This window comes from Acinetobacter sp. UBA6720, assembly GCF_002454215.1.
In the GTDB taxonomy this organism is placed as follows: domain Bacteria; phylum Pseudomonadota; class Gammaproteobacteria; order Pseudomonadales; family Moraxellaceae; genus Acinetobacter.
Genome location: NZ_DKIK01000143.1, coordinates 1 through 22,041 on the forward strand (window position 1 = coordinate 1; position 22,041 = coordinate 22,041).

At 43.6% G+C, this 22,041-nt stretch carries 19 protein-coding genes; 9 read left to right on the forward strand and 10 right to left on the reverse strand.

Annotated elements, in window-relative coordinates; translation table 11 throughout:
- From urtD to B4F08_RS12665, 6 genes are all read right to left on the reverse strand, one after another.
- Window positions 1-743, reverse strand: a 743-nt coding sequence (gene urtD, locus B4F08_RS12640; RefSeq protein ID WP_291374573.1) for an urea ABC transporter ATP-binding protein UrtD, incomplete at its 3' end; no start/stop codon positions are given.
- Window positions 740-1,813, reverse strand: coding sequence for an urea ABC transporter permease subunit UrtC (gene urtC / locus B4F08_RS12645; RefSeq protein WP_119063324.1), 1,074 nt, complete (start codon window positions 1,811-1,813; stop codon window positions 740-742). The genes urtC and urtD, both read right to left, overlap by 4 nt.
- Before the next feature lie 4 nt (window positions 1,814-1,817).
- A complete protein-coding gene (gene urtB / locus B4F08_RS12650) occupies window positions 1,818-3,449 on the reverse strand; it encodes an urea ABC transporter permease subunit UrtB (protein ID WP_414632478.1) in 1,632 nt (543 codons plus the stop codon).
- Window positions 3,450-3,544: 95 nt separating this feature from the next.
- A complete protein-coding gene (gene urtA, locus B4F08_RS12655) occupies window positions 3,545-4,828 on the reverse strand; it encodes an urea ABC transporter substrate-binding protein (protein ID WP_291374575.1) in 1,284 nt (427 codons plus the stop codon).
- Between the two features lie 415 nt (window positions 4,829-5,243).
- Window positions 5,244-7,124 (reverse strand): DNA topoisomerase IV subunit B, encoded by a 1,881-nt coding sequence (parE, locus tag B4F08_RS12660; protein WP_086210312.1) that lies wholly within the window; start codon window positions 7,122-7,124, stop codon window positions 5,244-5,246.
- 14 nt (window positions 7,125-7,138) lie between these two features.
- Window positions 7,139-7,714: a YqiA/YcfP family alpha/beta fold hydrolase gene (locus B4F08_RS12665; protein ID WP_086210313.1), complete on the reverse strand. Its 576-nt coding sequence runs from the start codon at window positions 7,712-7,714 to the stop codon at window positions 7,139-7,141.
- Window positions 7,715-7,958: 244 nt separating this feature from the next.
- Here B4F08_RS12665 and B4F08_RS12670 point away from each other — a divergent pair, with 244 nt between their 5' ends.
- Entirely contained in the window at window positions 7,959-9,290 is a 1,332-nt protein-coding gene (locus B4F08_RS12670) for a hypothetical protein (protein WP_086210314.1), read from the forward strand.
- A gap of 55 nt (window positions 9,291-9,345) precedes the next feature.
- Here B4F08_RS12670 and B4F08_RS12675 read toward each other — a convergent pair whose 3' ends face one another.
- Both B4F08_RS12675 and gshA read right to left on the reverse strand, forming a co-directional pair.
- Window positions 9,346-9,861, reverse strand: a complete 516-nt coding sequence (locus B4F08_RS12675; RefSeq protein WP_086210315.1) for a disulfide bond formation protein B — start codon at window positions 9,859-9,861, stop codon at window positions 9,346-9,348.
- A 19-nt stretch (window positions 9,862-9,880) separates the two neighbouring features.
- Window positions 9,881-11,458 (reverse strand): glutamate--cysteine ligase, encoded by a 1,578-nt coding sequence (gshA, locus tag B4F08_RS12680; RefSeq protein ID WP_086210316.1) that lies wholly within the window; start codon window positions 11,456-11,458, stop codon window positions 9,881-9,883.
- A gap of 224 nt (window positions 11,459-11,682) precedes the next feature.
- Here gshA and B4F08_RS12685 point away from each other — a divergent pair, with 224 nt between their 5' ends.
- The 5 genes from B4F08_RS12685 to B4F08_RS12705 all read left to right on the forward strand — a co-directional run bounded on the left by B4F08_RS12685 (window position 11,683) and on the right by B4F08_RS12705 (window position 16,922).
- The gene (locus tag B4F08_RS12685; RefSeq protein WP_086210317.1) at window positions 11,683-12,222 is read left to right on the forward strand and encodes a DUF924 family protein; all 540 of its coding nucleotides are present in this window, start codon (window positions 11,683-11,685) and stop codon (window positions 12,220-12,222) included.
- A 38-nt stretch (window positions 12,223-12,260) separates the two neighbouring features.
- Window positions 12,261-12,836 (forward strand): CC0125/CC1285 family lipoprotein, encoded by a 576-nt coding sequence (locus B4F08_RS12690; RefSeq protein WP_291374582.1) that lies wholly within the window; start codon window positions 12,261-12,263, stop codon window positions 12,834-12,836.
- Window positions 12,837-12,852: 16 nt separating this feature from the next.
- Window positions 12,853-14,160: a DUF445 domain-containing protein gene (locus B4F08_RS12695; RefSeq protein ID WP_291374584.1), complete on the forward strand. Its 1,308-nt coding sequence runs from the start codon at window positions 12,853-12,855 to the stop codon at window positions 14,158-14,160.
- 112 nt (window positions 14,161-14,272) lie between these two features.
- Window positions 14,273-15,430, forward strand: coding sequence for a methionine aminotransferase (locus B4F08_RS12700; protein ID WP_119063329.1), 1,158 nt, complete (start codon window positions 14,273-14,275; stop codon window positions 15,428-15,430).
- A gap of 124 nt (window positions 15,431-15,554) precedes the next feature.
- Complete coding sequence (locus tag B4F08_RS12705) at window positions 15,555-16,922, forward strand: MATE family efflux transporter (RefSeq protein WP_119063330.1); 1,368 nt, start codon at window positions 15,555-15,557, stop codon at window positions 16,920-16,922.
- Window positions 16,923-17,033: 111 nt separating this feature from the next.
- On the opposite strand, the gene B4F08_RS12710 is transcribed toward B4F08_RS12705, so the two are convergent.
- Window positions 17,034-17,873, reverse strand: coding sequence for an SDR family NAD(P)-dependent oxidoreductase (locus B4F08_RS12710; protein WP_086210322.1), 840 nt, complete (start codon window positions 17,871-17,873; stop codon window positions 17,034-17,036).
- A 201-nt stretch (window positions 17,874-18,074) separates the two neighbouring features.
- On the opposite strand from B4F08_RS12710, the gene B4F08_RS12715 reads away from it, so the two are divergent.
- From B4F08_RS12715 to phoR, 3 genes are all read left to right on the forward strand, one after another.
- Entirely contained in the window at window positions 18,075-18,773 is a 699-nt protein-coding gene (locus tag B4F08_RS12715) for a TetR/AcrR family transcriptional regulator (protein ID WP_086210323.1), read from the forward strand.
- Window positions 18,774-18,987: 214 nt separating this feature from the next.
- Window positions 18,988-19,698 carry a phosphate regulon transcriptional regulator PhoB gene (gene phoB / locus B4F08_RS12720; protein ID WP_086210324.1) on the forward strand — a complete coding sequence of 237 codons (711 nt, stop codon included), beginning with the start codon at window positions 18,988-18,990 and terminating at the stop codon, window positions 19,696-19,698.
- 9 nt (window positions 19,699-19,707) lie between these two features.
- The gene (phoR, locus tag B4F08_RS12725) at window positions 19,708-21,066 is read left to right on the forward strand and encodes a phosphate regulon sensor histidine kinase PhoR (RefSeq protein WP_086210325.1); all 1,359 of its coding nucleotides are present in this window, start codon (window positions 19,708-19,710) and stop codon (window positions 21,064-21,066) included.
- 95 nt (window positions 21,067-21,161) lie between these two features.
- Here the strand turns inward: phoR and asd are convergent, their stop codons facing one another.
- The gene (gene asd, locus B4F08_RS12730) at window positions 21,162-22,013 is read right to left on the reverse strand and encodes an archaetidylserine decarboxylase (RefSeq protein WP_119063331.1); all 852 of its coding nucleotides are present in this window, start codon (window positions 22,011-22,013) and stop codon (window positions 21,162-21,164) included.
- Window positions 22,014-22,041 lie beyond the last annotated feature (28 nt).

The window sequence follows — 22,041 nt, forward strand, 5'->3', positions numbered from 1 at the left end:
CCTTGAGCCAGTACCGTCACTTTTTCACTGATGGTGTCGATAAAGCTCATATCATGTTCAACCACCACCAAAGTGTGATTTTTCTTCAACTCTAAACACAGCTCAGCCGTGCGTTCTGTTTCGGCATCAGTCATGCCTGCCACAGGTTCATCAAGTAAAATCAGCTTAGGACGTTGCATAAGCAACATGCCGATTTCCAACCATTGCTTTTGTCCATGTGACAACAGCCCCGCAGGTTTATGTACCCACTCTTCTAGCCGAATTTGCGCCAAAGACTCATCCAAAGCCAACTGCGCATCTGGATCCAGTTTACTGAAGAAGCTTTTTTTGACGCGCTTATCTTTTGGTGCCGCGAGTAGCAAGTTTTCCATCACTGTAAAATTTTCAAATACCGTTGGTTTTTGAAATTTACGACCAATGCCCGCTTCTGCAATTTGCTCCGTACTCATCTTGGCCAAATCATAGTTTTGCCCAAAAAAAGCTGAGCCTTCGGTCGGTCGGGTTTTGCCTGTAATCACATCCATCAGTGTGGTTTTACCTGCCCCATTGGGTCCAATGATGCAGCGTAGCTCCCCTTCTTGGATGTACAGCGACAGATCATTTAAGGCCCGAAAGGCATCAAACCAAACACTGACTTTTTCCAAGTACAGTGCAATACCGTGGCTAAAGTCAGCGCCTTGTTCTTTGGGACGCCCATAGCCGTCTGAAGCATGGCCACCATGAGGTTGTATTAGCTCACTCATTCGCTACGCTCCTTTTTAAAACGGTCAAACAGACCAATGACACCTTTGGGTAAGAAAATGGTGACCACAATAAATAAAGCACCCAAGATTAATAACCATGCTTCTGGATAAGCCACGGTGAAATAGGTTTTCACGCCATTAATTAACCCTGCACCCAAAATTGGGCCAATCAAAGTCCCACGCCCACCCGCAGCCACCCATACCGCCATTTCAATCGAATTGACGGGGTTCATTTCACTTGGGTTAATAATACCTGCTTGGGGAACGTATAAAGCCCCTGCAATACCTGCAATGACCGCCGACAGCACCCATGCAGATAGCTTGTACCAAAGTGTGCGGTAGCCCAAATACTGTAAGCGATTTTCGCTGTCACGAATTGCTCCCAGTACACGGCCATAAGGTTTATTCATAAGATGACGCAATCCCACAAAGCACAACAGCAGCACAACAGCGGTGAGAAAACAGAGTGTGGCACGCATGGATGCTGAGGTAATGTCCATGCCAAAAATGGTTTTAAAGCCTGTAAAACCATTATTTCCACCAAAGCCTGTTTCATTGCGGAAGAACAACAGTGCCGCCGCAAAAGTCATAGCCTGAGTAATAATCGAAAAATACACGCCTTTAATTTTGGAGCGAAACGCAAAGAAACCAAAGATGAAAGCCACCATACCAGGAACCAACACCACCAAGGCCAAAGCCCATAAGAAATGATTGGTACCCACCCAATACCATGGCAGTTCAGTCCAACTTAAAAAACGCATAAAGTCAGGAAGTGCGTCCCCTGCAGATTGGCGCATCAGATACATGCCGAAAGCATACCCCCCCAGCGCAAAGTACAAGCCGTGACCTAAACTTAAAATGCCTGCATAGCCCCAAACCAAGTCCAGTGCCAAAGCCACCAATGCCAAGCACATGATTTTACCAATCAGGGTGACCCAATACGCAGAAAGATAAAATGCCGAATCAGCAGGAAGTAAATGTAACCATGGGAGCAATAACATGACAGCAAAACACGCCGCTATTGCCATTGCACTGATAGGTTTATCAGATAATAAAGAAGTGATTTTCATGCGCTTACTCCACAAAACGGCCTTTGATGGCAAACAAACCTTGTGGACGTTTTTGAATAAACAAAATCACAAGAACCAGTAGAATAATTTTCGCAAGAACAGCGCCCATGCCAATTTCAAGAATCGTACCACTGATACCCAAACCGAGTGCTGCCAGTACCGCTCCCCAGACTTGTCCTACACCACCAACAACAACGACCAAGAAAGCATCAATGATATAATTCTGACCTAAATCAGGCCCAACATTACCTACTTGCGCTAAGGCACAGCCTGCCAGACCAGCTAGGCCTGAACCCAGTCCAAAAGCCATCATGTCAATACGACTAGAACGAATGCCTACAGCTCGTGCCATTTGGCGGTTTTGTGTCACGGCACGAACAAACAAACCAAAGCGTGTTTTATTGAGCAGGTAAACCAACAGCAGTAGCACCGCAACCGTAAATACAATAATGGCAATCCGGTTATACGGCAGCATTAAACTGGGGCTCAGCGCAATACCGCCCGATAACCATGAAATATTGGAGACTTCGACATTTTGCGCGCCAAAAATCATCCGTACCAATTGCATCAAAATCAGACTGACGCCAAAAGTTGCCAACAGCGTTTCCAGCTGACGACCGTATAGCGGTCGAATTACCGTCCGTTCAATCAACATGCCAATCAACGCACTTACCACAAAGGCTGCAGGAATAGCTGCAATTAAATACCAATCAACATAACTGCCTAAGTAAGTCTTAAACAGGCTTTGCACCACATAGGTGGTATAGGCCCCAATCATAATCAACTCACCATGCGCCATATTAATCACACCAAGCAAGCCATAAGTGATGGCTAAACCGAGCGCTGCTAGCAGTAAAATGCTGGCTGTACTAAAACCAGAAAATACATGTCCAGCCCATTCACTGGCTTGGATGCGAGTTTTAATCTGACTTTTGCCATCCGCCAAAATAGCTTTGAGATCTGGATTCAGATTAGGCTGGGTGAGGGTTTGTTCTACTAAGGCTAAAACATCGGGGCGATTTGACTCAGCGAGTACTTTTGCTGCTTGAATCTGTACCAACACATCTGGATTTTCAAAATCTAAACGTGCTTTGAGCTGTGCTAAGCGCTGTTTGACTTTGTTATTTTGCTCTTTCAAATAGAGCTGATTAATCTGTGCAATATTCAATTCGGACAGATTATTTTCTAAAATATCAATCGCTTCTAAACGTTGAGAAAAGTCTTCAGATTTTAATTTTGCTTGTGCCTGACCAAAGTTTAAAGCTTTACGTAAAGTATTGACCAATGTCACTTGAGATAAATCACCCGGCCAAGTTTCAATCACTTGCTCATCGGGATAACTCAATAATTTCTCATTATTTTTTAAAATATATGTCGTGCCTGCACTGTCTTTGTATAACTCATCATTTTCAATAAATGCAACGAGACGATCAAACTCTTCAATCGTGCCCGGCCACTGGCTCAGCATGGCACGACGCTCTGCAAATTCTGCTTTAACAAAACGTTGAATGGCGTCATTAGATGCTGATGCACTTTGTGTAGGAGAAGTGGGTTCAGTATTTTCAGCCCAAACACTGTTACTCATGAGCTGTGCCATTGAGCAGAGTATCGCGACACAAAAAATCTTTGGATTCATAAAATATTCCCTTAAGGTTGCTTAAAAAGTCCCGTATCGGGATGTTTTTATTTAAGAGCCCACAGCCGAAGCTATAGGCTCAGTACTTAAGACAATTATTTAGGAATATATGGGCTCCAAGGCTCTGCTTTAATCACACTTGGTGTTTTGTAGACCACATCAAACTGACCATCTGCGCGAATCTCACCAATCATGACTGGTTTATGTAAGTGATGGTTTTCTGCATCCATTTTTAAGGTATAGCCAGAAGGTGCTTTAAACTCTTGACCAGCCATTGCTTCACGAACCTTATCAACATCGGTCGTTCCTACTTTTTCAACAGCTTGCTTCCACATATTGATCCCCACATAGGTAGCTTCCATCGGGTCATTGGTCACGATTTTGTCTGCATTCGGCAGTTTATATTCCACTGCATACTGCTTCATTTTATTGACAAATTCAGTGTTGGTTGGGTTCTTCACTGACATAAAGTAGTTCCACGCCGCCAAATGTCCAACCAATGGCTTGGTATCAATACCACGGAGTTCTTCTTCACCCACAGAGAAGGCCATCACAGGAATGTCAGAGGCTTTGATACCTTGGTTCCCCAATTCACGGTAGAACGGCACATTTGAGTCGCCATTGATGGTTGAAATCACCGCTGTTTTCTTACCCGCAGCGAATTTCTTCACATTGCTCACTATAGTTTGATAGTTGCTATGACCGAAGGGAGTATACTCTTCCATGATGTCAGCATCTGCCACACCTTTGGACTTCAAAAACGCACGTAAGATTTTATTGGTGGTACGTGGGTAGACATAGTCTGTGCCCAATAAAACAAAACGCTCAGCTTTGCCACCTTCCTCACTCATTAAGTATTCCACTGCAGGAATCGCTTGTTGATTTGGCGCAGCGCCCGTGTAAAAAATGTTTTTAGACTGTTCTTGCCCCTCATATTGCACAGGATAAAACAGTAAACCATTTAACTCTTCCACTACGGGCAAAACTGACTTACGAGAAACGGATGTCCATGCGCCAAAAATTACTGCCACTTTGTCTTGGGTAATCAGCTGACGTGCTTTTTCTGCAAATAAAGGCCAATCAGATGCAGGATCAACCACCACAGGTTCTAATTTCTTACCGAGTACACCGCCATTGGCATTGATTTCATTGATGGTCATCAATGCCGTATCTTTTAAAGACGTTTCAGAAATGGCCATCGTGCCTGAAAGTGAATGTAAAATCCCGACTTTAATGGTGTCACCACTCGCTGCTGTGGCAACAGGTTCAGATGCTGCTGTGCTCGCTTTATCTGCAGGTTTTGAACAACCTGTTAAAGCAATACTCCCCATAATTGCAGTTGCAAGGAATGTCTTCGTTAATAATTTTTGTTGGAACATCTCATTTTCTCCAAACTTGAAACTTAGGGTGCATTTTTCAATGCATGATTGTTATTAGCGCTATAGGTGCCAATTCAATTTCTATGCCAAGCAGGTCTAAATGAAGGTTTCAACATTCTTTAAAACACATATTTTTTAATATTTATCAATACCTTAAATAAAACAAAAAATCACACTACGCACCCTAAATTTACCTCATTTTGTTGTTTTTATGCATACAAGCTTGTATACAACATTTGTTCCAAATCAATCCATCTTGCCCACTATTGCCCTTTTATTTTAAGATTTGTGCACAAATTAGGCGCACCCGAAGATTAAATATGCCCATAAAAAAGCACCCTCTAAGTTAGACTAAATGTGTCCAACTTTCGGGGTGCAGTTCAATATGCGGGCTTTTGATGCACTTATAATAAATTTAAACCACTAGCTCTGCCAAATTGCCTTTTTGCTCTAACCACTCTTTACGGTCACTCGAACGTTTTTTAGCCAGCAATTTATCCAATAAACCTGCGGTGAAATGACTATCATCCAAGTCCAACTGCACCAAACGGCGTGTATTCGGATCCAGTGTAGTTTCACGTAGTTGGCTAGCATTCATTTCACCCAAACCTTTGAATCGGGTAATTTGTGGGTTCTTGGTTTTACATTTTTTCAAAATGCTTTCCAGCTCTTCATCATCCAAGGCATAGTGCACATCTTTGGCATCATCAATTCGATACAGCGGTGGCATCGCCACATACAGATGTCCTTCTTCAACCAAGACAGGAAAATGCTTCACAAACAAAGCACACAGTAGCGTCGCAATGTGTAGACCATCCGAGTCAGCATCGGCCAAAATACAAATCTTGCCATAACGTAGTTCTGATAAATCATCCGACCCCGGATCGACTCCTATGGCAATCGCAATGTTATGCACTTCTTGCGAAGCCAAGACTTCATCGGAAGATACTTCCCAAGTATTTAAGATTTTCCCACGAATCGGCATGATGGCTTGGAAGTTTTTATCGCGTGCTTGTTTAGCTGACCCCCCCGCAGAATCCCCTTCCACAATAAACAGTTCAGACTCTTCTAAGGTATGTCCAACACAGTCTGACAGTTTTCCGGGTAATGTTGGCCCTGCCACAATCTTCTTACGTTCAACCTTTTTCGCAGCTTTCAGACGACGACCCGCTTTCGAGATCGCCATTTCCGCTAACTGCATGGCAATATCGGAGTTTTGGTTTAACCACAGTGCAAAAGCATCTTTGGCGATATTTTGGACAATCCCTGCTGCTTCACGACTGGATAAACGTTCTTTAGTTTGCCCTGAGAACTGCGGCTCTTGGAACTTGAGCGACAAAATATAGTTCACACCATCCCAAACATCTTCAGCAGAAAGCTTCATGTTTCTTGGCAATAAGCTACGAAGCTCACAAAACTCGCGCATTGCATCGGTCACGCCTGAACGTAGGCCATTCACGTGGGTTCCGCCCTGCGCGGTTGGAATCAAGTTCACATAACTTTCTTGAACCAACTCACCGCCATCAACATTCCAGCAAATGGCAAATTCGGCACTGGCACGCTCAGCATCTCCTGTAGCCACAAAGGCTGGATGAGGCAGAATCTCACGATCTTCTATTTCATCCATCAAATAATCGACGAGGCCATTCTCAAACTGCCAAACAATTTTTTCATCATTGATTTGGTCAACATAATTGATTTGTAAGCCTGCAGCCAAAACGGCTTTGGCTTTTAAATTATGCTTCAGCGCTTTCAGGGCAAATTTCGGTGAATCAAAATATTTGGCTTCAGGCCAAAAGTGAACAGAAGTCCCTGTCGCACGCTTCGGTGCTTTACCTTCTAATACCACCAAGGGCGCAGTCGGCTCCCCCTGCTCAAACGCCATTTGGTAAAGGTTGCCCTGACGTTGAACTTCCACCTCAACTCGGCTAGATAGCGCATTGACCACGGAAATTCCAACACCATGCAAACCACCTGAGAACTGATAGTTGTCAGTACTGAATTTACCCCCTGCATGCAGTTTGGTCAGAATGATTTCAATGCCGCTTTGACCATATTCAGGGTGGATATCGACAGGCATACCACGACCATTGTCTTCCACCGACAGCGAACCATCTTTATAAACGGTGACAGTAATTTTATTGGCATGACCTGCAAGTGCCTCATCGACCGCATTATCAATAACCTCTTGCGCCAAATGGTTTGGGCGTGTGGTATCGGTATACATGCCAGGACGACGACGTACCGGATCTAAACCAGATAATACTTCAAGGGATTGGGCCGTATATTGAGACACGTTGTACTGTTTCCTTATTTTAAGCAGTCCGATAAAAACTGTAATGCCATCGGTATTTTGTCTGCGAAATCTTCCATCGCATGATTGCCTTTCGTTTCCGAAATCACAAGCGCTGCGCCATTATAATAGCGCTCTGCGTCACGATAATCCAAAACTTCATCGCCTTGTTGCAATAACACTAAAATTTTGTCTGCATCTTGCACAAATGGCAGTTCGATCTGCTCAAGATAATCCAACTGTGCATCATCCAGCGTCCAATGTTCATTCACCTTATAAGGCAACTGAGCCACACCAAATAAATCTCTGAACAATTGCCATGGTTGCATAGCAGGGTTAATCAGCACAGCAGGGACTGCCAACTTCGCGACCAATTGTGTCGCATAAAAACCGCCTAAACTGCTCCCCACGAGCACCACTTGATCCAACTCTTGAATCAAAGCCGTTAATTTTTCCAAGGCCAAATGCGGAGGCATATTCAAGTCAGGTAAATGTACTTGCCACCCTGAATGGGCTTCACAGTAGTGTTTCAGCAATTGACCTTTTATTGATGAAGAACTGCTTTGAAAGCCATGTAAATAAATTATATTCATGCTGTAAATTTACTCTTCCACATCATCATTTATATTGTGCACTCAAAGGAGATCCTTTTAACTGACTGATTTTTTTTGTATGTATCGAATATTGTCAGACAAAAAAATAAGATCAACCTTACATTCATCGCTATTGTAAAAGTTATTCGAGATGAATTAGATAAGCTAGAGTGCTAAGAATTTATACCGTGATCGTTGAAAAAAATAAAGTCCCTGCCGACACAGAAACTCAAGGGTAGAAAAAATGCCAAGTTTAACGCCTCTGCACGAGACCTATTGTAAATGGGATCGTACTCCTCCCAGCCAAGCCGATGTGCTTGAAGGGGTTGCTCAGCTGCTTACCACGCGCCTAGGCGACGTTGTCCATGATTTAATTCAGGCCATTCAGCGTGAAATTTTAATCAGTTTGTTTGGGATGAACGAGGCCAGCTCAAAAAAGTTTCTATCTACCCGCTACATTGAGAAGCTTTACCAATTTTCTTTCAATACCCTACAAAACTACGGTAGTTATTTATTGGCACCGAGTTTACGCCATATTATTGAAAAATTTCCCAATTTACACCATAAACCCTTAACCCCAACCTTGCATTATTTAGTTGGGGCGCTGAATGGTGTTTTGGGTGACTATTTACTCAAATACCATAACCCTGTGGCACTACCTATGGTGCTGTATGATCATTATGGCGCTGTCCAACAAGGTGAGTTATCTGGCCGTGTGGTGATTATGGTTCATGGTCTATGCATGAATCATTTGTACTGGAGTACAGCGCGTTATGGCGGTATTGGGGAAAAGCTGTTGGCACAACGTGCCCAAAACACGATGTTGTATTTGAACTACAACACAGGGCGTCGTATTTCAGCCAATGGACGTAGCTTTTCTAATACTTTACAAGACTTGCTCAACCGTAACCCCCGTATCAGCTCAATTGATCTAATTGGACACAGCATGGGTGGGCTGGTTTCACGCAGCGCACTGTTCTATGGCAAACAGAATATGCAAAGCTGGATTCATGTAGTGGAAAACATGGTCTGTATCGGTTCTCCACACCATGGCGCAGTTTTAGAACGCTTTGGCTTTCATTTACAAGACAAACTCGGGCGCTTCCCATTTGTCAAAATTATCGGGCATGTCGTCAATATTCGCAGTAATGGCATTCTAGACTTGCGTCATGGCAGTGTGCGTGATGACGACTGGGAGCACAATGAAGCACGTATTGGTCAAGTTGATGACAACCGTAAACCTGCCCCATTGCCCTCACATATCAATACATTCTTGATCGCAGGTACGATTGAATTTGAAAAGCGCAAATATCGCGCGCTGAATGTGATTGGCGATTATCTAGTTAGTGTAAAAAGTGCTTTAGGCGAACACATGAATCCACGCTTTCAATTGAAAGTGCCTGATTCGCATAAAGCAATTTTCTATGGCTTAAACCATTTTGAACTGCATACCCATGCCAGTGTGGCAGAGCAAATCGTACATTGGTTCTATCCAAATCCAACTGAAACGGAATATGGTCAGGTGCATGAATATATGGTTGGGCTGGATGATTTTGAGGGTATTGCGCTGACCTAAGCCCCCTCATACAGCTCATAAAAAAGCCAACATGACGTTGGCTTTTTTATCTTTATTATTTTTTCTTTGCGTGGTTCGGATATTTACGGAACAGCTGCCACAAGCTAATCAACGCCAGTGCCACAAAAAACACTAAAGACCATACAGGTAAGGACTGACCCAAGAACGTCCAATCTACAAGTGCACATTCACCAGAACCTGTCAGTACCTGTTCAAACACTGAACGCAAAGGCAAGGTGTCTAACCAATAATCCAGACCTGGCCCACAACTCGGCACTTGATCAGGTGGTAAGTTTTGTAGCCAAACATGACGTGCTGCCACACCTGCAGACCATAAGACCGATACACTACCAAGAAACGTATAAAAACGTTTAAAACCATTTGATGCCGGGTTATGTAAAAAGGCAATCAGTGAAATTAACCCAAGTCCAATCAGTCCCACACGCTGGAACACACAGAGTGGGCAAGGGTTCAACTGTGCAGGGCCATGCTCTAAATACAAGGCAAAGGCCATACCAATAATACTGGCTAAAACCAACACACCACTCACGAAGCGATAACTCCATTGCATGGTTAATCCTCTTAATTTTTTATCTAAATTGTGCAAGATACTGCTCAAAACTCAGTTGGCTGTCTTGCTCTAATTGTGCTTGCTGTTGTAAAGATACCGTAGCCAAATCATCAAAATAAGCCCATGTCTCTGCACTCAGCTGATGACGCTCATAACTTGATGCATGTTGTGCGGCCATTTGGCTACCAAAGCCCCATGTCCCACCCGCTTCCAAAGTATCTTCGATCATCTGTGCCGACAAAGTATCATCAACTTCGGCCACTCTCTGTTGCATGACTGTCATTGCTTTACTGTAGAGTGTGGTGTCATAGCACTGATCTAACAACACAACCAGTTCTTGCATAGCCTCTAAATGAGACTGACTCCATGCTTCAATCGGGAACGATTGCTCACCCACGGCAATTGTGGCATTCGGTGCGCGCCCACGATTGACCACTTCCGCTTGGTTTTTCTCGATTTGATCTTGCTCTGCGGACAAAAGTTCTGGGCTATCTAACAGTAAGCAATACAGTGCCAGTACTTCTAAGAAACCAGCGGTATCTTCATTGATTCCAATCGGGCTATACGGATTGATATCCACCGCGCGAAGCTCGACATAACCAACGCCTCGATTACTCAGCGCTTGGGACGGTGTTTCCCCTGCTTGTGGTACTTGCTTTGGACGTACCAAACTGTAGTACTCATTTTCTATTTGCAAGACATGATCATTAATCTGAATCGGTTCGCCCTGCGCATCATTGAGGCCTAAACGACTAAACGGTGCATAAGCTGTTTTGACTGCTTTTTGTAGACCTTCGAGATAACCGTCGATATTGTTATAATGAATCCCGAGTTGCTTTTGTGCTGAGTTTTGATAACCAAAACGTCCCATCCGCAGAGCAGTTGCATAGGGCAAATATAAGGTTCCGCGCAACAACGGCAATAGGTGGTGTTCACGTCCTGTCATAAAACACTGGCAGACCGATGGACTTGCCCCGACCAAGAACATCACCAATGGCGTGAGACGAATAAAGTTGCGGATCAAACCAAAATAACGATGACTGCGATAATCCTGTGCAGACAAGGCTTTCAGCGCTTCATCTGTCTCATGTTGTTGTAATTGTTCAAACAGCTGATCGGGAAAGGACAAATTATAGTGCAGTCCTGAAATGGTTTGCATCCGTCGCCCATAACGAACACCTAAACCATGACGGTATAGGGTTTTAAACTTTCCAATATTAGATGTGCCATATTGAGCGAGACGGATTTTTTCGTCATCGTCATCCAACATACAAGGCATTGACAAGGGCCACAATTTTTCACCGCTTTCCAAGTGTCGATGTGCCACCGTATGGATATCTTTTAGATAATCCAAGGCCTCAGTAATAGTCGGCTGTGGTGGGGTAATAAATTCTAATAACGCTTCTGAATAATCTGTCGTGATGTGTGGGTGAGTCAGTGCAGAACCTAAAGCTTGGGGATGATCAGCTTGAGATAAAAAGCCATTACTTTGCATACGCAAACTTTCACGCTCAATTCCGCGTAACATCCCTTGCAAAAGTGATGAATTGAACCAAGTCGGTAACACAGCTGTAGATTTAGATGCGGGTTGACCCATTACAATCTCACTTTTTGGAAGAAACAACGACCACGACGAATAAAATAAAATCATCAGTTTAAATCAGTATAACGTGATTTTAACTCGGCACATTACACCCAGTCCTATTTTCAAGTAAACCATCTGTTCTATTTTTCGGAAAATATTTATCACAAAGTTACGCTATTAGACATGTCAAAAGTGTGATTCTATTGAAGAATAAATGCTAAAGAATTGTAAACTTTATGAATTATCAAGAAATTTTAGACTTTTGGTTTGATCCTCAACACCAAACTTGGTGGTTTAGCCAAAATGATGCCTTTGATGCCCTGATCGAAGAAAAATTTAAGAGCATTCATGAGCAAGCCATACATGCTGAGCTCTGGTCTTGGCGCAGTAGCGCTGAAGGACGTTTGGCTGAAATTATTGTACTCGATCAACTGTCGAGAAACCTGTATCGCAACAGCCCTTTGGCCTTTGCTCAAGATGCGCTGGCTTTGGCTTTGGCACAAGAAGCGATTTCACTTAAATTAGATATCGAATTATCAGCGACGCAACGCAGTTTCTTATATATGCCTTTTATGCATAGTGAATCAAAACTTATTCATCAATATGCTTTAAAATTGTTCCAAGACTTGGGTAATCCGATCAATCTCGACTTTGAACAACGTCACAAAGTCATTATTGACCGTTTTGGACGTTATCCTCATCGTAATCAAATCCTTGGACGTAACTCAAGCCAAGAAGAACTGGAATTTTTGACGCAACCCAACAGCCATTTTTAACTGTTCGGTTTCTCCCTCTGTGCTAAGGAGTCTACCTCATGACAAAAATTTTAATTGCCTGCGCATTGGCCACTAGTCTGAGTTTAGTGGGTTGTGCCTCTACCCCCTCAAAACCCTTAACCTTCGACCAATTGGGGCGCTTTAGTAACACACCTTTAAATAGCTCAACCTACCGAATCAGCTTTCAAGCACGTCTCAATATGAGCCATGGTACAGCTGAAGAAATCACGTTAGTTAAAGCCGCACAAACCACCGTACAAAATGGTTATCGCTTCTTTAAAGTGTTGAATGACCCAAGCAATCAGAATCAAGCACCAAGGCAGGCCGTGGTTTACTCTAACCCAATGCCTTATTATCCCTACGGCTATTACTCACGCCACCCAGGTTTCTGGCCCGACCCATTCTATGACACACCACGTCTTGTAAACATTGACCCTGTGCAAGTGTCATACAGCATTCAATGCTTTAAAGACCAAAAATCGGCACCAAGTGATGCCTTTGACGCCACGCTGATTTTACAGTCATTGGGTGGAAAGTATGGCCTAAGCCCAACAGGCGAGGTTTTGCCACCACCTGAACCCACAACGCCAGCGCCCACAACCAAAACAAAGTAAGACATAGAGTTCGCCTATGAATGAAACACAAACGACGTCTTCTAACCTACAACGCAGTAAACGCTTTGCCACTATTGCTCTCATCACTGCAGTCGTGACATGGCTTTTGCTGATGGTAGTTGCTAAGTTTGTCCCGACAGACAAAGTGTGGATCATTCATATTTTGATGTTATCTGCTGAAGCAGGTGTGGTCGGTGGTTTAGCAGATTGGTATGCGATTACTGTGCTGTTTCGTAACCCTTTTGGGAAAATGCCCATTCCAAAGTTTTTGCGCGACCACACCGAAATCATCCCTCGTAACAAAGCACGGATTGCTGAATCCATGGGGCGTTTTGTACAAGAGAATTTTCTTTCACCCCAAGTGGTGGAAAAAAGCTTACAAAGTACCGACCTGTCTTTGGCAGTGGGTCAATGGCTCGCCAACCCGCAAAACAATCTACAAATCACCCAAGTGATTCAACAAACCGTGCCTAAAGTATTTGAGTTTGTGGGGCAAGAACAAATTGGCCGTTTTATTCAAAGTAATAGCGTGCAATGGGTGCGTAATACCCAAGTTAATCATTTGGCCAGTGAAATGCTACGCGCCATACTGGAAAATGATTTCCATCAGGATGTATTACAACGCGGCCTCGATTTAGCACATGACTGGATGACCCAACACCCTGAACAAAGTCGCGAGCTGACTCAAACCTTGTTCAAAGAACTCGGGGTCTGGAAGTTGGCCAAAGGAGCCAGTTGGATTGGGATAGATGTTCAGCAAAGAACCATTGACTCACTCATTCAACGAGTAGAGTCAATGCTGGCAGATCCAGAACATCCATGGCGTCAAAAAATTGAAGCGATGGGACATGAACTCATGCTCGAACTGGCAGATGCCAACAGTACAGCCAGCCAACACTTGAACCAAACCAAAGATGCTCTATTGGATAGTCCACAAGTACTGAATTTTATTAGTGGTGCCGTCGCCATTTTATGTGATGCCATAAAACAAGATCTACAAAAAACCGACTCAGGCATTGCCCACAACATCCGCGTATCCATTCAACAGATTGGTGAAAATATCATCTCCAATCAAGCTGTACGAGATCTACTCAATCAGCGTTTAAGCGGCATTGCAGTCAATCTAAGCGATCAATACAGTGAAAAAGTGATTCGTTTTATCAGTGAACGCATCCACGAATGGGACTCCAGTGTCATGATCGACAAAATCGAAAATGAAGTTGGTGGTGACTTACATATGATTCGAGTCAATGGCGTGGTGGTCGGTGCATTTATTGGCTTAGCGCTGGGGATTATTCGCGCGGCGGTTGAACTGCTCTTATAAAAGCAATCCACAAAAATGCATGCTTCACCCCTGCCCTACATGCAAAATTTGCATAAGAAAAAGTGGCCTACTGTGCTATTTTGGATGAATATTTAAATACTTATAAAGATTTATGCTTCAATTACCTACATCCAAACTACCCGCACAGGGCATCACTATTTTCAGCACCATGACTGCCATGGCACAGCGCTTAAATGCCCTAAATCTATCCCAAGGTTTTCCAGACTTCGAAGCCCCCTCTGAACTGCTGGATGCTTTAGCACAGGCCACACAAAGTGGGTTCAATCAATATGCTCCGGGCGATGGGGTCTGGTTATTACGCGAACAACTGGCACAGCAGTTTGCACAGCGCGATCAGATTCAGCTTGACCCGATGACTGAAATTACCATCACCCCAGGTGCAACCATTGGCCTTTTTGCCACCATTCAAGCCGTGGTTCATGCGGGCGATGAAGTCATCATTTTTGACCCCAGTTATGACAGCTATGCACCCAGTGTCGCTTTGGTTGGGGGTAAGGCCGTTCACCTCCCTCTGCATGCACCACATTTTTCGGTGGATTGGGAGCAAGTCAAATCAGCCATCACTGCCAAAACCAAACTGATCATTATCAACACACCACATAACCCGAGTGGTGCCATTTGGAACAAGCAAGATTGGCTCACCCTGATTGAACTGATTCGCGACACCAATATTTTAGTCCTGTCCGATGAAGTCTATGAACATCTAGTATTTGATGGTCAACGTCACTATTCGGCACTGTCTTTTCCTGAACTGCGTGAACGCAGTGTGGTGGTGGGTTCCTTTGGCAAAACCTTTCATGTAACGGGTTGGAAAACTGGCTACTGCATTGCCGCACCAGCACTGATGCAATTATTCCGACAGGTCTATCAGTTTGCCAACTTTTGCGGAGTCACCCCTGTACAACTGGCTTTGGCCAATTATATGCAACAACATCCTGAACATATTCAAAACTTAGCGGGATTCTATCAAGCAAAACGCGATCGTTTTATTGAGGGTTTAACTGGCTCACGCTTTCAATGGCTACCTTCTCAAGGCACTTACTTTCAAAATGTGGACTACAGCCACATTCGGCCCGATTTAAGCGATGTTGAATTTTGCCACTTTCTGGCAGAGCAGCATGGCATTGTTGGCATCCCTGTTTCGGTGTTTTATCAGCAGGCACCCGAAGCACTACGCCTGATTCGCTTTTGCTTTGCTAAGACTGACCAAACGCTGGCACAAGCGACCGAAATTTTGCAGAAAGTCTAATTTTTTGACCGCCACACTCTATTCGAAACTCGCCTTTGCTTACTGAAATACATCGGTTTTTCAGCACAGAACTATGCTAGGGTAAGACTGAAAAATGTAATAAAAATGACCTTCAGGATGACTTATGTCAGCACACAACCCATTGGTGCAACAACAAAAGCTATGGAAAGCCTTTTTCATTTTCTTGATGCCTTTAATTGCGACCAATATTCTGCAAAATCTGTCTGGAACCATCAACACTGTTTTCGTCGGACAGATGATGGGGGTACAGGCGATTGCTGCAGTTGCTGTTTTCTTCCCCATTCTGTTTTGCTTAATGGCATTCGTGATTGGTCTTTCTGCGGGTTCTACAGTCCTCATCGGCCAAGCGTGGGGCGCACAAAATATTGAGAAAGTTCGTGCAGTGGTTGGATCTACGCTATTCATGACCTTGATTGGAGGCAGTTTTATTGCCTTTTTAGGGGTAGTTTTCGCACGTCCAATTTTATCGGCTTTGGGCATAGATGAAAATGTCATGCACCTATCCTTGCCTTATGTACGATGGATGTTGGCTGGAAGCCCACTATTATTTATTTATATTATTTATACCTCAATTTTACGTGGTGTCGGTGACAGCACCACGCCACTCATCGCCTCTGGCATGACCATTTTGATTGGACTTTGTGTCACACCGATTCTCATCGCTGGCTATTTTGGTTTTCCTAAACTCGGGATTGTTGCACCTGCCATTGCAACAACCTTAGGTTTCGTTTCTGTTTTGGTGTTTTTATATTTCTATTTGGGCTATAAGCAGCACCCTCTAAGACTTGATGCACAAATGCTCAGCCATATTCGCTTTGACCGTCAACTGAGTAAAATTATTCTGCGTTTGGGGATTCCAACTGGCATTCAAATGATCACCACTTCCGTGGCAGGCCTTGTAATTGTTGGTCTGGTTAACCGTCACGGCGCAGATGCAACAGCTGCTTATGGCGCAGTCAACCAAGTCCTAAACTATATTCAATTTCCTGCACTTTCAATTGCGATTGCCGCATCCATTTTTGGTGCTCAAGCCATTGGTGCGGGCAAGTCCGAGTTATTGGCCAAAGTCACGCGTACAGCGCTCAGCATGAACATCATTATTACAGGCTCCTTGGTGGTGTTGGCCTACCTCTTTTCCAAATATCTCATGGCACTCTTTATCACTGACCATGCGGTAGTTGAGTTGGGGCAACAGTTGTTGTTTATTGTACTGTGGTCGATTTTATTCTTTGGTGCAAGCGCCATTTTTGCCTCCATCATGCGGGCTAGCGGTACAGTCACCATGCCAATGGTCATCAATATCGTGGCGATTATTGCGATCGAAGTGCCCTGTGCCTATATGTTTAGTGAATGGTGGGGACTACAAGGTATTTGGTATGCTTATGCACTGGCCTTTGTCAGCTTATGCATTATGCAAGGACTGTACTATCAATTAGTCTGGAAGAAAAAGACTATTGAAACGCTCATCTAAAATAGGATTTTTGCTGCCCTGCTTACACGCACGCCACGCATCATTCTTTCAGATATCCATCAAAAATGAAGCATAAAAAAACCCGCCAAGGCGGGTTTTTTTATCACGATATTAAGACTTTCTTTGGCTTAATTTGGTCGCAAAAGCGGTCACTTTTTGGTAGCCCGTCGGTAAAATACGCTGGATCAAATCTAGCGTTTTCGCATCATTGCCAATCAATAAACGGCGTTTATCTTTTTGTACGGCCTCTAAAATCTGACGTGCCGCTTCTTCTGGTGGGCAGCGTAGTAGTTTATTGAAAGTCTGTGCAGACTTGTCTGGATTCATCCCGATGCTACGCAAGCTGTCATTCACTTTGGCAGCATTGGCAATATTGGTTCGAATCCCGCCTGGATGCACACACAAAGCACTCACACCAGAGTTTTCCATGTCCAGCTCTTGGCGTAGTGACTCCGTAAAACCACGTACTGCAAATTTAGTTGCATTGTAGGCAGACTGGGTCGGTTGAGCAGTCAAACCAAACAAGCTTGAAATATTGATGATATGTCCATCGCCTGTTTTCTTAATAAACGGCAGAAATTCTTTGGTGCCGTAGACTACACCCCAGAAGTTGATCCCTACAATCCATTCTAGCTCTTCATAAGATGCCCCTTCTACCGTTGAACCCAGAGCCACCCCTGCATTATTAAAAATCATATTCACTGAACCATGATTCTGTACCGTTTCTTCAGCCCATGCTTTCATCGCCAAACGGTCAGAGACATCTAATTTTTTCGTGGTAACCCGTACATTGCTACCTTGCAGTAATTCAACTGTTTTCGCCAGACCCTGTTCATTGACATCACTCAATGACACATGACAGCCCGCCTTGGCCAATAAAAGTGCCAATTGTTGTCCAATACCCGACCCTGCGCCTGTAATTGCTGCGACTTTATTCTTAAAATTCTTCATGAGATTTTGCTTATCCTTTATCTTTGTACATCGACTGTAGATGCTTTTTTTATAATTGACAATATCAATTGTCATAAATTTGATAGCTAAAAGTGTCAAGTCCATGAAAACCCAACAAAGATCTTTGCTTACGCATAGGTACAGACCTTGTTTATTGTTAAACTACAGCAAATCTTGGCTTTAATAAGGCGATGAAACCTGATGACTGCATCTGAACAAATACAACAAAACAGCGATCACAATAAAACCAAAGAACGCCAATTCAAAGGCTTATCACTTTCTGAGCGTAAACAGCTACGTCGTGAAAAACTGATTGAAGCAGGGATCGAAGCCTATGGTACTCACGGTTTTTTTGCTGTAACAGTGAAAGATATTTGTAATGAAGCCAAACTCACCGAACGTTATTTTTATGAATCGTTTAAAAAAAGTGAGCAACTGTTTCAAACCATTTTTTTAAAACTAATTGATGAGTTACAGCACAACGTCATGCAAGCTATCATGCAAGCCTCATCTGATCCACATAAAATGATTGATGCTGGACTACGTGCTTTGCTCACTACACTAAAAGACAATCCCCGCATGGCACGGATTATTTATATTGACGCGATGTTGGTCCAAGAATTACATAATCAAGCCACCATTCATGAAACCATGACCCGTTTTGACCGAATGATTCAAGCCTTTGTAATGCTGATGATGCCGCAAATTAACCGTTCTGAACGTGAAATTTCACTGGTTGCGACAGGCTTGAATGGTTATGTGACTCAAATTGCAATCCGCTGGGTGGTCAGTGGCTTTAAACAATCCTTTGAAGAGGTTCTATCTTCAAGCCGTATTGTGTTTATTTCACTCTTAGAAACCTTTTCAGACCCCAATACACGTGCAAAACTAGATATCTAAGACGCTCAATTTGGATTGCATCTGCACTTTTAAATAAATTTTAGATTAAACTTCCATTAATTTTTTAATCAAATATGACGATTTTTTGTCACATTTTTTTGCAAATTTCATCAATCGTCTGTTTTTTGCAATGATACTGTCATAATTAATCTTTGTAATAAGCCTGTCATAAAATTAAAACGGCCTGCCGTTACCTACAATAGGATATTGCGTTGTGAAAGATGACTACATTTTAATCGTCGATGATGAACTTCCCATTCGAGAAATGATTCACACCTCGTTGGATATGGCAGGCTTTCAATGCTTACAAGCAGAAGATGCAAAACAAGCCCACCAAATGATTGTGGATCAGCGTCCTGCATTGATCTTACTCGACTGGATGATGCCTGGCGGGGTCAGCGGTGTAGATCTATGCCGCCGCCTGAAACGTGATGAAAATCTCTCTGAAATTCCAGTGATTATGCTCACGGCGCGTGGTGAAGAAGACCATAAAGTACAAGGTCTGGATGCTGGTGCAGATGACTACATGACCAAACCGTTTTCGACCCGTGAATTAGTTTCACGAATTAAAGCAGTTCTACGTCGTGCCAATGCCCTCAGTGGTGAAAAATCAATTGATGCCAATGGCTTAATCTTAGACCCTGTCAGCCAACGAGTGAGTTTCGGTGACCATATTCTAGATATGGGACCAACAGAATACCGTTTATTGGCGTTCTTTATGACCCATCCTGAGCGTGCTTATACCCGTGCTCAACTTCTTGACCAAGTTTGGGGTGGAAACGTGTATATTGAAGACCGTACCATTGACGTACATATTCGTCGTTTACGTAAAGTGCTTGAGCCTTATGCTGCTGATCGCTTTGTACAAACAGTGCGTGGTACAGGTTATAGATTCTCTACACGTGCGGATATCGCTCTAGGTTAATTTTCTTTTATGTATGAACCCTACCCAGTCCCAGAACTTGCACGCGAACATAAAAAAACGCGATACAGCAGTTTATGGGGCTTTGCCAAACAGGACTTACGTCTGCTTGCCTTTTTCTTGCTGATTGCGAGCTTGATTGGCTTTGGCGTTGGTTATTTTTGGACGTGTATCGCGGTTGCCTTTGCCGTTTTTTTTATTCTGCAAATGCGCTCTTTGTATTTGGTCAATGACTGGATTTCTAACCGTCCCTATGAAGTTCCACCCAACTTGGGGGGCATTTGGGGAGCACTATTGTTCAATGTCTACCGTGCCCAGCGCCAAGAACGAATCGTACAGGCGGAAATGGTTGGACTGATTGATCGAGCACAGTCATCCTTGGTCGCTTTACAAGAAGCTGTGGTACTGGTCGATGACATGCAACAAATTGAATGGTGGAACCCTGCCGCAGAGCGTTTATTGGGCATTGAACAAAATGATCGTGGCCGCAATATTTTGACTTTATTACGCCAACCGAATTTTGTGGATTATTACAATAATATTGATGCTGCACCAGACGGCTTAAAAATGAAGTCATCCAGCTTTGATGAACATTATGTTCAGGTCAAAATGACTCGATTTGGGGGTGAAAGTCGCTTACTGGTCGCCTATGACGTGACCCGCATGCACAATCTTGAACAAATGCGTAAAGACTTTGTCGATAACATTTCGCATGAACTACGCACACCGCTGACGGTACTTAGTGGTTATATTGAGACTTTTACAGACCAAGAAGACCTCAACCCACGTTGGAAGCGGGCTTTTGACCAAATGCAAGCCCAAGCCAAACGTATGAATGCCTTGGTGAATGATTTACTGTTATTGTCACGCTTAGAAAACGACAAGCAGATCGCAAAAAATCAAATCATTGATATGCCTAGTTTGATGAACCAACTCTATGATGATGCACATGCCTATAATATTGATTATGGTCATACGCTGAATCTTGACATTGACAGTCACTGCGACTTGATCGGTTCTGATATGGAGTTGGCCAGTGCGTTTAGTAACCTGATTACCAATGCCATCAAATACACACCAAAAGGTGGAACCGTGACCATGGGCTGGCACGACAATGGTGAACAAGCTTATTTCACGGTGGAAGATACAGGTATCGGTATTGATCCCAAACATATACCACGTTTAACCGAACGTTTTTATCGGGTCGACAGTGCACGTAGTCGACAAACGGGTGGCACAGGTTTAGGACTCGCAATTGTGAAACACGTGTTGATGCAGCACCAAGCACATTTAGAGATTGAATCTAAAGAAAACCAAGGCTCTATTTTTAAAGTGATTTTCCCCAAAGAACGCACCTATAATCCTGAATAAGCCTTTCTTCAAAAGTATGAAAAAAGCACCGATATCGGTGCTTTTTTGTCACTCATCTTCCGTTTAACAAAGACAGAGACCGAGAGCTGAAACGATTAAAGCGTGTGTCCCATCGCTTCGCCCATCACCACAGTCGAGTTGGCTTTAAAGGCTGCATCCCACGTCATTTTGTCTTTTTCAAACAGTACCACAGCGGTTGAACCCAAATAGAAGCGACCCAGTTCAGCACCTTTATCCAAGAACAGCTGATGCTGATTTAACTCTAAACGGCCCGTAGGTTTCACCTTGCCAGTTGCAACGGTTTCAATCCCCGCCACAATCATGGCACCGACTAAAACCACGGCCATACGACCGATTTCTGTATCAAATAAACAGACCATACGTTCATTGCGGGCAAACAAGCCTGGAATATTTTCAGCAGTCGTTTGATTGACCGAGAACAATTCACCCGGTACATACAACGTTTCCGTCAATGTCCCTGCAAATGGCATATGCACACGATGATAATCTTTAGGTGATAAATATACTGTTGCAAACTGACCATTTTTAAACGGTTCAGCCAACTGCGGATCCGCAATCAAATTATCAACAGTAAACTTCTGCCCTTTGGCTTGGAAAATATCACCTTCTACAATTGGACCCAGTTGCGAAATAGCCCCGTCGGCAGGCGACACAATGCTGGTCACATCAGTATCAATATCACGCACACCCTCTTTTAATGCACGGGTAAAAAACTCATTAAAAGATTTGAACTTCAGTGCATTGCTTTGCTCCGCAATCGACATATCAATGCCGTACTGCGCTTTAAAAGCCGTGATGACTGCATTTTTCACAATCGGGTTTTCACTGGCTGCAACTTTACCCACGACACGTGATAATTGATGTTGCGGTACAACACGTTGTGCCTGAATGAAAATTTGTTTTTTTAAACGTGATGTGAGGCTCAAGACGGCAACTCTCCAGTAATAACAGGAC